General features: G+C 62.4%; 8 protein-coding genes and 1 pseudogene. 6 read left to right on the plus strand and 3 right to left on the minus strand.

Annotation, left to right across the window (positions count from 1 at the left end):
• Window positions 1-144: 144 nt before the first annotated feature.
• The 6 genes from B0G76_RS09095 (at window position 145) to B0G76_RS09120 (ending at window position 11,018) form a co-directional block, all read left to right on the plus strand.
• Window positions 145-786, plus strand: coding sequence for an HD domain-containing protein (locus tag B0G76_RS09095; RefSeq protein ID WP_120291462.1), 642 nt, complete (start codon window positions 145-147; stop codon window positions 784-786).
• Window positions 787-813: 27 nt separating this feature from the next.
• Window positions 814-1,065 carry a DUF1427 family protein gene (locus B0G76_RS09100; RefSeq protein WP_120291464.1) on the plus strand — a complete coding sequence of 84 codons (252 nt, stop codon included), beginning with the start codon at window positions 814-816 and terminating at the stop codon, window positions 1,063-1,065.
• A gap of 62 nt (window positions 1,066-1,127) precedes the next feature.
• Window positions 1,128-2,078: a VOC family protein gene (locus B0G76_RS09105; RefSeq protein ID WP_120291466.1), complete on the plus strand. Its 951-nt coding sequence runs from the start codon at window positions 1,128-1,130 to the stop codon at window positions 2,076-2,078.
• Window positions 2,068-3,597: an alginate export family protein gene (locus B0G76_RS09110; protein ID WP_120291468.1), complete on the plus strand. Its 1,530-nt coding sequence runs from the start codon at window positions 2,068-2,070 to the stop codon at window positions 3,595-3,597. Before B0G76_RS09105 ends, B0G76_RS09110 begins: the two co-directional genes overlap by 11 nt.
• A gap of 38 nt (window positions 3,598-3,635) precedes the next feature.
• Entirely contained in the window at window positions 3,636-5,357 is a 1,722-nt protein-coding gene (locus B0G76_RS09115) for an FAD-dependent oxidoreductase (protein WP_120291470.1), read from the plus strand.
• Window positions 5,358-5,432: 75 nt separating this feature from the next.
• A complete protein-coding gene (locus B0G76_RS09120) occupies window positions 5,433-11,018 on the plus strand; it encodes an ATP-binding sensor histidine kinase (RefSeq protein ID WP_183082016.1) in 5,586 nt (1,861 codons plus the stop codon).
• A gap of 9 nt (window positions 11,019-11,027) precedes the next feature.
• On the opposite strand, the gene B0G76_RS09125 is transcribed toward B0G76_RS09120, so the two are convergent.
• The 3 genes and pseudogenes from B0G76_RS09125 to B0G76_RS09135 form a co-directional block, all read right to left on the minus strand.
• On the minus strand, window positions 11,028-12,419 hold the full coding sequence (locus B0G76_RS09125; RefSeq protein ID WP_120291474.1) for a winged helix-turn-helix domain-containing protein: 1,392 nt from the start codon (window positions 12,417-12,419) through the stop codon (window positions 11,028-11,030).
• Between the two features lie 240 nt (window positions 12,420-12,659).
• A pseudogene (locus B0G76_RS09130) lies at window positions 12,660-13,575 on the minus strand (helix-turn-helix domain-containing protein).
• Between the two features lie 193 nt (window positions 13,576-13,768).
• A complete protein-coding gene (locus B0G76_RS09135) occupies window positions 13,769-14,713 on the minus strand; it encodes a LysR family transcriptional regulator (protein WP_310793929.1) in 945 nt (314 codons plus the stop codon).
• Window positions 14,714-14,906: the final 193 nt, after the last annotated feature.

Raw genomic sequence — 14,906 nt, forward strand, 5'->3', positions numbered from 1 at the left:
AGTCTTTATGGATTTAATTCGATACGCTGCAATGTACGGGAGCTCCCTGGACGTCGAACAGTCCTGAACATCGCCTGGCTTTGGTAGCGGTCCGGCGGGCGTGTAGCGGCACACCAGGGGCTGAGGCGACACTGAGGAGCTGAGATGAAGAAAACCATTGCCGGCATAGAGATTCCCGACGGTGTCATGGCTCGGGCGGCGACCGATCAGGTTCGGGGCACGGAGTCGGAGTTGATGTTTCATCATTCGCTCAGAGCATTTCTGTTTGGTGCGCTGACCGGATATCGCGAGAACCTCACCTTCGACGCCGAGCTGCTTTATGTCGCTGCGATGTTTCATAACGTTGGGCTGACGGCGAAGTATCAACACTCGCCGTACCGGTTCGAGGTGGACGGCGCGAATGCCGCGCGCGATTTTCTGCGGCGGCACGTTGTGGTCGACCGTCTGATCGACGAAGTATGGGAGGCGATCGCATTGCACACGACACCGGGCATTCCGGAACATATGTCGCCGCTGGTTGCGCTGACCAGCGCCGGCGTGCAGATGGATGTTCGGGGCTTCTGCCACGACGATTTCACCGCACAGCAGCGCGATGAAATCGTGCAGGCCTATCCGCGCGAATCGGGCTTCAAGAAGAAGATCATCGAAGCCTATGCGCGTGGCATGGAACATCGTCCGGAGACGACCTTCGGAACGGTGAATGCCGATGTACTGGACCGGTGGGATCCGAACTATCGCCGCTTGAATTTCTGCGGACTGGTGCTCGGATCGGACTGGCCGAATTGAAGAGTGTTTCTGGAAAGGACGAATAGCATGGGCTACATCATTTCTCTGGGAGTCGGCTTCGGCATCGGACTTCTCTATTGGCTGCTCAAGGTGCAGTCGCCGGCGCCGCCGTTGATCGCGCTGGCCGGATTGCTCGGCATGGTGTTGGGCGAGCATGCCATCCCGGTGGTCAAAACGCATTTTTTTGCGCAGACGGAGGCGGTTCAAACCGCCGGTCCGGTGACGGACGCCGCAGCGAAAAAGACCCTGACGCCGGACGCGAAGAAGCAGGGCGGTTGACCTGACACTGCCTCGATCAGAGGCAGGCCATTCAAATATTGCTAATACATTTGGGTAATACCATGTTCAAGTCGCATCATCGGCTCGCTTCGCTTGCGTCTCTCGGCGCAGCGATATTGATTGGATTGACACCTGCGGCATCCGCGTTCGCCGATGCCGGGCCGCCAGAGGTGTCCAACGCAAAAGTCGCCTTCGCCGGCAAATACCCCGACGTATCGGTCGGTGCGCAGTACGACACGACCCACGTGTACGTGGCTGCGGCCGATCTCGACGCGTTCGTCAACAGCTTTCTCGCCACGTTCGGCGGCAAGGCATCCCCGCGTGCGGTGTTCACGGTGACGCCTACGCCGAGCAAGACCGCATCGCAGTACGTGCAAACGCCGGTCGGCATGTTGTCGGTGTTCGGCTTTGAAACGGCGATTCCGTATCCGTTCGGCAATGAGCGAACCGGCTATCTGGTCACCGATATCGATCAGGCGGTGAAAGCCGCGCGTGCGGCCGGTGCCGATGTTGTCGTCGATACGTTCGACGATCCGATCGGCAAGGACGCGATCATTCAATGGCCGGGCGGCTTGACCATGCAGCTCTATTGGCACACCAAGGCGCCGAACTATTCGCCCTTACAGAGCGTGCCGGATAACCGCGTGTACGTGTCGCGCTACGAAGCGGACAACTTCGTGCGCCGTTGGGTGCGCTTCTCGCACGGCAAGGTGGTGTCGGACAACCGCAGTGCCGACGGCGGCCTGGTTGGCCGGCCGGGCGAAACGATCCGCGTGATCCGTATCAACTCGGGCTTCGGCCATATGCTCGTGTTCGTCACGGACGGCAAGCTGCCGGTCCCGTTCGGCGGCGAAACGACGGGTTATAGCGTGGACGATGTCGCCCAGACGATCGAGCGCGCACAGGCGGCCGGCGCGAAGGTGCTCTACCCGCCGTACCACAGCGCAACGGGTACCACCGCGATGCTCGAATTCCCTGGCCGATACATTGCTGAAGTACACGATGGCAAGTGACGCACGCGCCACGAAGCCGTTGAGGTCACTGAAGTCCCGCCGGCGCGCGCCACGCTTTTCCGCGCTGCGCGCCGCCCGTGCCTTGCTGATCAGCACGGGTCTCGCGGCCGCGCTGCCGGCTTCGGCGGCGGACACCGCGCTCGGCGGGGCTGACGATACCGCCAAGGCGAGCACCGCCGTGGCTTCGTCCGCTGGGACCGCGTCGTGCGCGCGGCCGGCGATCATGTTCAACCGCTGGCAGGAAAACTGGGGCGTGCTGGCCAATCCCTGCGTGCCGAAAAAGCCGCTCGATTCGCTCAAGTACATCCCGCTGTTCGGCAACCCCGACGCGTATATCTCGCTAGGCGTGGTGCTTCGCGAGCGCCTGGAGGTGAACGACGCACCGTTGTTCGGTCTCGGATCGGCGCATGACGACACGTATCTGCTGCAACGTCTGGACGTTCACGCGGACATCCGGCTCGGCCCGCACGTGCAGATCTTCACGCAATTCGAAGACGCGCAACCGTACGGCAAGGACAACGTCACGCCGGTCGATAAGAATCCGCCGGATCTGCGCCAGGCGTTCGTCGCGATCACCGAGCCGCTTGGGCCCGGCACCTTCAAGTTCCGCGTCGGGCGTCAGGAAATGGCGTTCGACTTGCAGCGCTTCGTCTCGGTGCGCGACGGCCCCAACGTGCGTCAGGCATTCGACGCGCTATGGGCCGACTATGAAACCGGCCCCTGGCGCTGGATCGCCTATGCGACGCAGCCGGTTCAGTATCGCGACTATTCGGATTTCGACGACGTCTCCAACCGCGATCTGACGTTCAGCGGTCTGCGCGTGGAGCGCAAGGGCGTGGGGCCGGGCGATCTGTCAGCGTATTACTCGCGCTACAACCGCAGCAACGCGCACTTTCTCGACGCAACCGGCGACGAACACCGCGACGTATTCGATGCGCGCTATTCCGGCAACGTCAACCATATTGATTGGGACGTCGAAGGAATGATTCAGTCGGGTCATGTCGGCAGCAAGACGATCGGCGCGTGGGCGGTGGGCTCGCTCGCCGGCTACACGCTGACGTCCGTGCCATGGACGCCCCGGATCGGCATCCAGGTCGACGCCGCGTCGGGCGACAACCACCCGGGCGACGGCCGCGTCGGCACCTTCAATCCGCTGTTCCCGAACGGGTATTACTTCGCGCTCGCCGGCTATACCGGCTACTCGAACCTGATTCACGTCAAGCCTTCGCTGATCGTCAAACCGAACAGCAAACTGACCCTGCTGGCCGGCGTGGGGCTGCAATGGCGCGAGACCACCGCGGACGCGGTCTACCAGCAAGGCTCGGCCGTCGTGCCGGGCACGGCGGGGCACGGTAGTCCCTGGACCGGGTTCTATACGCAATTTCGCGCTGACTGGGCCGTCACCGCGAACCTTGCGGCGGCGCTCGAAGCGGTGCATTTCCAGGTCGGACCGTCGCTGCGCGAATTGGGCGCCCGCAATGCCGACTACATCGGCGCGGAACTCAAATTCGGCTGGTAGATGCGCGATCCGCAAACTGTGGCAGATGAGGTCATGTTATGAGCACTCCCGATTTAACCGCCAACGCGACGACACTGTCTGAACTCGACACCCATAGCTCTTCGCTGGAGTACCGTCGGCACCAGATGTTTCCTCGCCTTTCAGCGGCGGAGATTCAAAGTTTGCGGCGTTTCGCCCGGCCGATGGCGTTCAAGGCCGGCGAACTGATCTTCGAAACGGGGCACGTCGCACTCGGCCTGTTCGTGTTGCTGCGCGGGCGCGTGAGGATCTATTCGCGCGACAGTTTCGGCCGCTCGACGCTCGTCACCGAACATGAAGACGGCCACTTCATGGCCGAGATGGCACAACTCTCCGGCAAGCCGGCCTTGATCGACGGCGTCGCGCTGACCGACGTCGAGACACTCGTGATCGAGCCGGACCGGCTGCGCGCGCTGATCGTGGCCGACGCGCAACTGGGCGAGCACATCATGCGCGCCCTGATCCTGCGCCGGCTTGGACTGATCGAGCAGGGGCTCGGGCCGATCATCGTGGGCGATGGCGACTGCTCGCGGCTGATCGGCTTGCAAGGTTTTCTGCGCCGCAATGCGTACCCGGCGACGGTGATCGACGCGCGCAGCGATCCCGAGGCGATCACGCTGCTGGGCGGCATGACCACCGGGCCCGACGACTTTCCGCTCGTCTTCTGCCCGAACGGCAACGTGCTGCGCGCGCCGGACGAGGTGCAGCTCGCCTCGTGCCTGGGCCTTGTGCCGACCTTCGAGCAATCTCACATCTATGACGTCGCGATCGTCGGCGCCGGGCCGGCGGGGCTGGCGGCGTCCGTGTATGCCGCCACGGAAGGCTTGTCGGTCGCCGTCTTCGATCAACGCGCGCCAGGCGGCCAGGCCGGCGCCAGCTCGCGGATCGAGAACTATCTGGGCTTTCCCACCGGGATCTCGGGCCAGGCACTCGCTGCGCGGGCGTTCCAGCAGGCGCTGAAGTTCGGCGCGCATCTGGCGATTCCCGGCAAGGTCAAGGACGTGAGCCGTCATGACGGCATCTTCATGCTGTCGCTGCTCGACGGGCAGCGCATCAGCGCCCGCACGGTCGTTGTCGCGAGCGGCGCTGCCTACCGCAAGCCGACAGTGGAGGGCTTCGATCGCTTCGACGGACGCGGCACGTTCTACTGGGCGTCGACGATCGAAGCGAAGCTGGTGAAAGGGCAGGACATCGTGTTGATCGGCGGGGGCAACTCGGCCGGCCAGGCGATCGTGTTTCTTGCCAATTTCGCGCGCAGCATTCGCGTGCTGATTCGTGGCAAGGACCTCGAGGCCAGCATGTCGAAATACCTGATCGACCGGATCGGTTCCTTGCCCAACGTCACGCTATGCACGCGCTGCACGCTGCGTTCGCTCGATGGCGACGAAGCCGGGCTCACGCACGTTCATATCCGCCGTGAAGACGAAGACGTGGACGAAGTCATCGCTACGCGTCATCTGTTTCTCTTCGTCGGCGCGGACCCGAAGACCGATTGGCTCGGCTCGAGCGGCGTGGAGCTCGACAACCGTGGCTTTGTCGTCACGGGTTTCGCCCGCAGTGAGCTTGGGCTCTCTGAAGCCGGCGAGCGGTATCCGCTTGAAACGAGCATCCCGGGCATGTTTGCTGTCGGCGATGTGCGCTCGGAGTCCGCGAAACGGGTGGCCGCGGCAGTCGGCGACGGCGCGGCCGTGGTCAGTCAGATCCATGCGTATCTGAGCCAACTGACGGCGGCAATCGCGTAGGGGCGTCCGCTGACGAAAAGCTGAAAAAATGGTGTGCGATACTGCGCGCCATTGATCGGAAGGGGGAGAGACGAATTGAGCACAGGGACATGCATCGAGGGCGGTCGCGGGTCCTCGCCGGACTTCGGTGTCACTGTGCGTTTTGATCAGGACTGGTTCGACCAGCTTGTGCTCGAGGCTCTGCTGGTTGACGGCAACATCGTGCGCTATCGCGCGAGATCGCAGGACGCAGCGCAATCGTGGCTGATCGCGGTGCCGACCGATCTGCCCTCGGAAGCGGTATTCCGGCGCTTGCAGCAGGAATTCGCGCCGGCCGACAAGCTCGATTCGACATGGGCCGTGCGGCCGGTCGTGCTCGTGCGCTTGTCGCGGGGTCCCGTGCTCGTGTACGAAGACACCGGCGGCACGCTGGTTTTGCCGCCTGCCGATGGCTTGATCGCGGTCAGCCGTTTCTTGCGGATCGCGGTCGGCGCCGCGCACGCACTGCGTCTCGCGCACACGCGCGGTGTTCTGCACCGCGACCTCAAGCCGTCCAATCTGCTGGAGTGCAGTGACGGCACGTTCCGCTTGCTGGGCTTTCGTGACGCGTTTGACGTCGCCGGCGATCCGCTGACCGAATCGCCGGACACCTTGTACGGCACGCTGGCCTATATGTCGCCGGAGCAGGCGCGGCGAGCGGAAGGGTCCGCCGACGAGCGAAGCGATCTGTATTCGCTCGGCGTCACGTTATATGAGCTGCTCACCGGGCAGTTGCCCTTCGAGGCGGCGGATGCGGTCGAATGGGTTTATAACCACGTGGCTCGCCAGCCCGCCGACCCGCGGCAACATCGCCGAGGCTGTCCCGCGGTGCTGAGCTCGATCGTCCTGAAACTGCTGGCCAAGAATCCCGCGGATCGTTATCAAAGCGCCTCGAGTATCGAGACCGATTTGCGTCGTTGTCTCGCGGACTGGAACGAGATGCAGCATATCGTTCCCTTCGAGCCGGCCGCGGAAGACAACGTCAGAAACCTTGTCGTCACGCATCGTCTGTTTGGCCGCGCGCGTGAACACAACGCGCTGCTCGAGGCATTCGAGCGCAACGCGCGGCAGGGCATGGCGGAACTGATCTTCGTGTCCGGATACTCCGGTGCGGGCAAATCCGAACTCGTGCGCAGCGCGTACCGCGCGACCGCGCAGTCACCCGCGCTGTTCGCCTCGGGAAAGCTCGAACAGTACGGCCAGAACGCGCCGTACGCGCCGCTGATGCAGGCGATACGCTCGCTGTTCGAGCGCATTCTGGGCGAGAGCGATAGCGAGCTGGACGGTTGGCGCGAGGTGCTGCGCGACGCCGTCGGGATACAAGGCAAACTGCTCGTCAGTTACATCCCTGAACTCGAACTGGTGCTCGGCACGCAGCCCGACGTGCCGGATCTGCCGCCGGTGGAAGCGCAGCTTCGTTTCCAGGCGCTGATCACGCGGCTTCTGTCCGTGTTCGCCACCGAGGCGCACCCACTCATTCTGTTCTTCGACGACGTTCACTGGTTCGACGACGCAACGCTGAATTTCATCGCCTGTTTTCTGACGACGGTCGGAGACCGGCACGTCCTGCTGATCTGCGCCTATCGCGCCAACGAAGTCGACCAGTCCCCCAGGTTCAAGGATTTCCTGAATGCGTTGCCGAGCGGCAGCGCGCGTATCTCCACGATCGAGGTGGCGCCGCTCGATATTGCGAATGTCACGGCCTTGCTGGCCGACGTGCTGCATTGCGGTTCCGCGCATGTCTATCCGCTGGCCGCGGTCGTGCACGAGAAGACGGGCGGCAATCCTTTCTTCGTCAAGCAACTGTTGCTTGCGCTGGCCGACCACCAGTTGATCGGTTACAACGGCGTTGCCGGCCGCTGGACATGGGATATCGACCGCATTAGCGAATACGAGTCCTCCGATAACGTCATCGACCTGATGGTCGCGCGGCTGTCGAGATTGCCCGTGGAAGCGCAGACCGTCCTCAAGCTGCTGGCCTCGATGGGGCGGCGCTTCGACAGGGAGACTCTGGTGCGGGTCGATCTTGCCGGGGGCGCGGAACTGGAGCGCCGCCTGCTTCCCGCGGTGGAGGCCGGGCTGATCGTGTCGGACCGCACGGGCTTCGCCTTCGCGCACGACCGGGTCCTGGAGGCGGCGTACGCGCTGATCGCCGAGGAGGAACGTGGCGCCGAACATGCCCGTATCGCGCGCATCCTCCTGGAAGATTTCGATATCCGCGACGTGCGGCGGCCGATGTTCGACATCGCTCACCATATCGAACGCGCCCAGAAAGCCGGAGCGCTGCGCGAACTGAACGCGCACGAGACAACTGTCTTTAGCAGAGTCTGTCTGCAGGCGGCCCGTCACGCCAAAGAAGCGATTGCCATCCAGTCCGCGCTGAGCTACCTGGACGTCGCGCAGAAGCTTCTCGATGCTAGCGGAGAAGACTATTTCCGATCGCTCGGCTACGAGACCGGCATTCTGCGGGTGCAATGCCATATTCTGGAGGCGAACTTCGAAGCCGCGGGCATTCAGATCGAAAAGCTGCTGAATCAGGACCTGTCGATCATTGCGCGAGCGTCGGTCTACAAGCTGAAAGCCGATATGCAGCAGCATCTGTCGGACTATGAAGCCGCCCTCGATACCGCCCTCGAAGGGATCAAGCTGTTCGGCACGTACCTGCCGCGTGATCCGGAAGCTGCGGATGTCGAGGCCGCTTACAGCCGGCTCAATGAATCATTGGGAATGCGAACCGTCGCCTCGATCGCCGATCTGCCGCCCATGCGCAATGAGGCGATCGAATCGGAGATGAATCTGCTGGCGAGTGTCTTTGCGCCGGCATCGTTCGTGAATGAAAGGCTTGGCTTTCTCAGCCTGTGCCGTATGGTGCAACTGACCATTGACCACGGGATCGCAGGGGCCTCGGCGCCTGGGCTTGCGTGGTTCGGCGTGTACGTCGCGGAATTTTTCGGCCGCTATGCGCAAGGCTTCGAATTCGCCCGTCTGGCGCGCACGCTGGTTGAGGAGCGCGGCTATCGCGCGGCGGCCACCAGTACGCTGGTTGCGCTCGATCAGGTCGCTGTCTGGACCCAACCCCTTTCGTACGTGCTGGAATGCGCGCGCGCCGCATTCGAGTCGGCTCGTCCGAGCGGCGATCTGACGATGAGCTGCTACTCATGCAATCACATCGTGTCGGACCTGCTGATTCTTGGGGCGCCACTGGAACAGGTCGACAAGGAAATCGACCTTGGACTGTCATTCGCCAGACGCGTGCGTTTCAAGGACGTCGAACATATCCTCGAACTGCAGAAGCGCTTCGTTCACAGTTTGACGGGCGGCCCGGGGCTGCCGGGCAACTTCGGCTTCGTGGTCGACGGCAAGGTGACCTTCGACGCCGATTTGCTCGACACCCAGATGACCACGCTGCGCTTCTGGATCTGGCTGTTTAAAGGCGTCTCCTGTTATTTTCACGGCGACTATCAGAACGCGCGGTATTGCCTTGCCGTTGCCGGCGAACTGAAGTGGGGGACACCGGCGCATATTCATCTGCTGGACTATCATTTCTACTCGGCGCTGAATCTCGCGAAGCTGTCCGGGGGCGAGGAAGATTCGGCCGCCGCGGTGGCGATGATCGGGCCGCATCTGGCGACACTGCGCAACTGGGCGCAACTCAATCCGGCCACGTTCCGGGACAAGCTTCTGTTAGTGGAGGCCGAAGTGGCACGGCTCAACGGGGCGCCGCTCGAGGCGCTGTCGTTATACGAGCAGGCTGCCGAGGCTGCGTCGGAAAACGGTTTCAATCACAGCAACGCGCTGGCGCACGAACTCGCGTCGGTGTGCTCGGAGGCGAATGGTCTCTTCAGTGCGGCACGCCATCACAGCCGTCGCGCTATCGATAGTTACACGCGTTGGGGCGCGCTGGCCAAAGCCGGGCAGCTCGAACGCGCCCAGCGTCCTGCCCGGCATTCGCTCGCGCGGCTGGCGGCATCCCGGCCTTCGGTCGAAATCCCCGATGCGCAGCAGCAGTTCGACCTCGTGTCCGCATTGAAGTCGTCGCAGGCGTTGTCCGAGGAGATCGTGCTCGACAAACTCATCCGGACGCTCGTCACGCTCGCCATCGTTCATGCCGGTGCGCAAAGCGGAATGCTGATCCTGTTGAAGGGCAATGTTCCGGTCGTCGAGGCGATTGGACGGGACGAGCCAGGCGGCGTTCAGGTGACGCTCGGTGCGGACAGATTGACGCCGGAGGATGTGCCGGCCTCGGTGTTCTACACGGCATTGCGCACCCGCAAGCCGGTTGTGGTGGAAGACGCGCAAAGCGATCCGCGCTTTTCATTCGACGTTTCTCTTTCGAACCGCGCGGTTCGTTCCCTGTGTTGTTTGCCGCTCGTCAAACAGGGTAACGCGGTCGGTGTGCTCTATCTGGAGAACAATCTGACCGCGGGCGTGTTCACGGCGAGCCGCACATCCGTGCTGGAATTGCTGGCCTCGCAAGCCGCGATTTCACTTGAGACAGCTCGCCTCTATGCCGAACTCGTGGAAGAAAACAAACGGCGCCAGGAAACGGAAATGGCCCTGCGCATGAGTGAGGAGGCGCTCGCGCTCGGGCAAAGAATCAGCCGTTCGGGAAGCTATATCTGGAACGCGTTGACGGGCGAGCGCTACTGGTCGAAGGAGCTTTACAACGTGTTCGGCTTACCGATGGAAGCCGGGAGCCCGAGCACCCAGACCGTCCTCGAACGGATTCATCCGGAAGACGTCGGCGCCTACCAGGAGGCTGTCACTCGGGCCGCGCATAACCGCACGCCATTCCGGCAGAAGTACCGCATCGTGACCATGGAGGGGGCGGTCAAATATCTCGAGGTGCTGGGCGAGCCGTCAGGCGTCAGCAATTTTGTCGGCGTCGTCACGGATTTCACGGATCGGCACACGACCGAACTGGCGTTGCAGAACGCCAAGATCGAACTGGCGAAAGCGTCGCGGGCGACCACGATGGGCGAGCTTGCTGCTTCCATCGCGCATGAAATCAATCAGCCGCTGGCCTCGATCGTGTCGAATGCGAGCGCGGGGGTACGTTGGCTCAATCGTCCCGTGCCGGACATTCCGGAAGCGTTGGCGGGCTTGCGCGATATCGTGAAAGACGGGAAGCGAGCCGGCGACATCATCAAGGCGTTGCAGTCTCTCGCGAAGGAAACCAGGCCGAGTCTCGTTTCCATCCGGGTCGACGACGTCGTTCGTGAAGTGTTCGCGCTTGCGGCCGCCGAAGTCGAGCAGCGGCGTCTCATCGTGCGGCTCGATCTGGCGGCGGGCCGCGCCGTGATGGCCGACCGGGTGCAATTGCAGCAGGTGCTGTTCAACCTTGTCATGAACGCCGCGGATGCGATGAGCCATCTCGACGCGAGGCAGCGCTTGCTGAGCGTCACGTCCCGCGTCAGTGAGGGCGGAGCGGTGGTTGTGTCCGTACTGGACAACGGCAGCGGGATCGGCGAAGAGATCGGGTCGCGCATTTTTGACGCTTTCTTCACGACAAAAGAAACCGGCATGGGCATGGGACTCGCGATCTGCAAATCCATCATTGAAGCGCACGGCGGAACGTTGACCGCAACGCCCGGCAATCCTCGCGGAACGATCTTCGTTTTCACGCTGCCGGCTGCGGCGTAGCGGGAGAGACTAGTTCGCGAGCGCGGCGATGTCCTGCTGCTCGCCTTCCGCCTGGCGCTTCATCATCGCGTACGCGCGGGCCGATTCGGACAGGCGATATTTCGCAACCGGGCCCTCGAATTCAACGCTGACAAGCGATTTCGCCACGAGCTCGGCAATGCTGCCGATCGCGTTCGCCACCGTGTGCGCTTCGTCGCAGACGGTCGCGCACATCGCCTCGAAGGTAAACGCGCCGCCGAATACCGCGAGACGCCGGAATAGCGACTGGGCGCTGTGATCGAGTATCGCGAAGCTCCAGTCGAACGTCGCGCGCAAGGTTTGGTGGCGTGGCAGCGCAGTCCGGTAGCCGCCCGCCAGAATCGCCATGCGATCGTCCAGCCGGCGATGTACGCCTTCCACGCCGAGCGCGACGACGCGAGCCGCCGCGAGCTCGATCGCGAGCGGAATGCCGTCGAGCCGGCGGCAAATCTCGCCGACAAGCTGGATTTCCGCGCTGTCGCTGCCCATGTGTCCTTGCAACGAATTGGCGCGCTGAAGAAACAGATTCACCGCCGAACATCGCAGGATGTCCGCATCGGTGGAGCGGGGCGGCGGCACATCCAGCGGTTCAACCCGAAACACCGTCTCAGGCATGATGCGTAGCGGTTCTCTACTCGTGACGAGCACCCGGAGCGCATCGTTGCCGGCAACCAGTGCCTCGACGATGTGCGCCACGATGCCGATCACATGCTCCGCGTTATCGAGCAGCAGCAGGCGGCGCTGCCGGGACAGGGCCGCCGCCACCCGCTCGACACCGGCTTGCGGGTCGGGCACGGACAACCCGCAGCACTCGACGATCGCGCGGAGCACGGCCGCCTCGGTGGTCAACGCGGCAAGTTCGACAAAATTGACGGGCTCCACAAAGTCCGCCGCGCTATGGTGCGCGGCTTCGACGGCGATACTCGTTTTGCCTATGCCGCCGGCGCCCACCAGCGTCAACACATGCGTGTGTGCCAGCATCGCGCGGATTTGCGCGACGGCCGTGCCGCGCCCCAGCAGTCCGGATTTAGAAGGCGGCGGGAGAGGGCGAGCGCCGGGCGTCGGCGAACCCGCACTGTCGGACAGGACAGTTTTCCGGCGCTGGAGAAGCTGATACCCGCGCCCGGGCACGGTGAGAATCAGGTCCCGGTCCGGACCGAGTGCTTTGCGCAGCGCGGACAGATGGACCTGAATGTTGTTTTCTTCGACGACGGTGTCCGGCCAGACGATATTCATCAGTTCGTCTTTCGTGACGAGTCGGCCATTGGCGGAAGCCACGGCGACCAGGATGTCGAAGGCGCGGGACCCAAGATGAACGGTTTCGCCGTTCCGCTTGAGCGTGCGCATCTCCAGATCGATCTGAAAGCGGCCTAATTCGATCATGACGTTGTCAGGTCCAGGAGCAGTGAGCGAGTCACGGTAAGTATGTTGCGTGCCGGCGGGGGCGGGCGGAAAGTCGCGGCTGCCGGAGCCGGGTACGGTGCGAAAGTACCGCGGCGGGACTGATGCGTCTTGCACGTTAGTGCGATGCTTTGTAGAAAAGTCTATGGGCGCGGCCGGCGTGTCGCGCACCCAGTCGGGCTACCGTATCGCCTGATAAAACACGATGGGCCGATGCTTCGTTCAACTGCCGGTTTGTCGGCGCCAGGTACCCGGCGGTGTGCCGACCAGTTGCGAGAAGGTTCGCGTGAAGTGGCTTTGATCGGAGAAACCGCATGCAATGGCGATCTCCGACAGGGACGCGTCGGAATACCTGAGCAACTCGCGGGCGCGATCGATGCGCCGCTCCAGCAACCATTGGTGCGGTGTGCGTTGCGTGGTTTCACGAAACGCCCGGATGAAGTAGCTGCGCGACAGGTTGCAGGCGGTCGCGATTTCACCCAGCGAAACATTGCCCTGCGCCTTCGCGAGCAGCATGTCTTTGGCGCGCGTTTCGTGCAGACTCGAGAGGCGTTGATTTTTCCTGCTCGATTGGGCCGGCGTATCGCTGTACCGGTCGATCAGATGCGTCCCGATCGTCACACCCAGTTGTTCGACAAAGAGTGGGCTGGCTTCGCTCTCGCGATCCAGTGTCAGGGCCAGTACTTGCGCGAGATGGCCGAAGATGGGGTCCTTGCGGCCCGACGGCGACGAAAAAGCCCTTGATGGTCCTGCCATTTCGTTCGTAGCAGGTGTTGGCGACAAACGCATGCGACAGCTCCACCAGCACGAAATCGAACGCGCCATGCAAGTCGGCCCGGTAGTCTTCTTCGAAATTACGTATGTAGACCGAATCTTTTTCAAAATCGTGCGACGCCGAGCGGTTCCCTGAAAGAATGCGCCTGCGGTGGCCCGTTGCTAGCGAAACGCCGATCAGGAAGCCGCGATCCGAAGCGGGCGTTGCAACTTCACTGGTCGTCTCGTGGTGTCTGCATTTGCGATAGAACGTGAATTCACCCGTCTGAAGTTCCAGGTCCTTGTGCAGTTGATTCGAAAGACATCCCAGCGAGTCTTTCTGCCGCGCTACCGTAGCGGTGGACGTTTCCGTACCGTTAATCATGATCCGTCACCTCCGTTCGTTGCGCTACTGCCGGATGCCAGTTCGCTTTGCCAGAAGCTGAAGAGGGTGGAAATCAGCATTGCTGCGCGATTATCTCCAAAATGCCGGGATCAATTATTAATTTTCGTTCAGGTTCGGCGATCCGATGATCTTTTTCCATCGACTCGCTTTCGATGGGCGACGCCGATCGGGATCAGGATTGCAGTACGGCGTGGACCTCTGCGGATGGATCGACGGCCACGGGATTTTCGATCTGCAAATCAAGTTTTTCTTTTAACGACACGCTGAGGAATTCAACGAACGTCCTTATTTTTGCGTCGACGAATCGACGGGACGGATAAAGGACAAAAACGTTGGTTGTTTGAAGTGGATGCTCGGGAAATAGCTGAACGAGTTTTCCCTCCCTGATATCGTCCACGACCGAATAAGCCGGGACCGCGCCGACCCCGGCGCCCGCGAGCAGCGCGACCCTGAGCGCCTGCATGTTGTCGACGACGAATTGCCCGGCCAGCGCCGCGCCGGCTGCGGCATGCCCGGCGATTTCAGCCAGCCACCCGGAGGGTGGATCCAGGGTCGAACTGGTGTGCATGAACGTATGGTTCGGCAGGTCGTTCACTGTGGCAATGGGGTGCTGTGCGAGATAGTCGGGCGCGGCGACCAGCATGCGCTCGCAGCGTCCTATGAGCCGGCTCACATTGCGAGAGTCCGGCAGGGCCAACGCCGAGACGATCGACACATCGAACTCATCCTCGATCAGATTCGCCATGCGCGGCAGCAGTTTCAGATCGACGGAGACAGCCGGGAAGACCTGCCGGTATTCGACGATGGTGGACGTCAACTGTTTCAGACCAATGTCGGGTACCGCGTGAACTCTCAATCTGCCGCGCGGCAGCGTGTGGGCATTGCTGGCCTCCGCCTCCGCGTCGTCGAGGTCGGCGAGAATCTTCTTGCAGCGGTGGTAGTAGCGCTCGCCGCACTCGGTCAGCGAGACGTGGCGAGTGGTTCGTTGCAGCAACCGCGTATGAAGATGCGCCTCGAGCGACACCACCGCGCGAGAAATATTGCCGGCGCTGCATTCCATATGTTTTGCCACCACGCTGAAGTTGCCGGTCTCGGCGACCCGCGAGAACACGCGCATGCTGAAAATCCTGTCCATAGCCGCTTCACTCCTGGAGCCGGTTGAATTGGGCAACCCGTCTTGCCTGATGTGAAGACAATACGATCTGCAGCGAGCGCGCGCCATCCCTACATAGGGGTGCTGCATTCATCAATGCATTCACGCCGCTAATCCGCGCGTATAGGGTGACGGAGGAGTTCAGGAAAATTAAGAA

Source organism: Paraburkholderia sp. BL23I1N1 (assembly GCF_003610295.1).
Lineage (GTDB): Bacteria > Pseudomonadota > Gammaproteobacteria > Burkholderiales > Burkholderiaceae > Paraburkholderia.

What these genes read in the sequence shown, in the direction of transcription:
- B0G76_RS09095 (WP_120291462.1), top strand. Translation starts at nt 145, where the DNA reads ATGAAGAAAACCATTGCCGGCATAGAGATTCCCGACGGTGTCATGGCT.
- B0G76_RS09100 (WP_120291464.1), top strand. Translation starts at nt 814, where the DNA reads ATGGGCTACATCATTTCTCTGGGAGTCGGCTTCGGCATCGGACTTCTC.
- B0G76_RS09105 (WP_120291466.1), top strand. Translation starts at nt 1,128, where the DNA reads ATGTTCAAGTCGCATCATCGGCTCGCTTCGCTTGCGTCTCTCGGCGCA.
- B0G76_RS09110 (WP_120291468.1), top strand. Translation starts at nt 2,068, where the DNA reads ATGGCAAGTGACGCACGCGCCACGAAGCCGTTGAGGTCACTGAAGTCC.
- B0G76_RS09115 (WP_120291470.1), top strand. Translation starts at nt 3,636, where the DNA reads ATGAGCACTCCCGATTTAACCGCCAACGCGACGACACTGTCTGAACTC.
- B0G76_RS09125 (WP_120291474.1), bottom strand. Translation starts at nt 12,419, where the DNA reads ATGATCGAATTAGGCCGCTTTCAGATCGATCTGGAGATGCGCACGCTC.
- B0G76_RS09135 (WP_310793929.1), bottom strand. Translation starts at nt 14,713, where the DNA reads ATGCGCGTGTTCTCGCGGGTCGCCGAGACCGGCAACTTCAGCGTGGTG.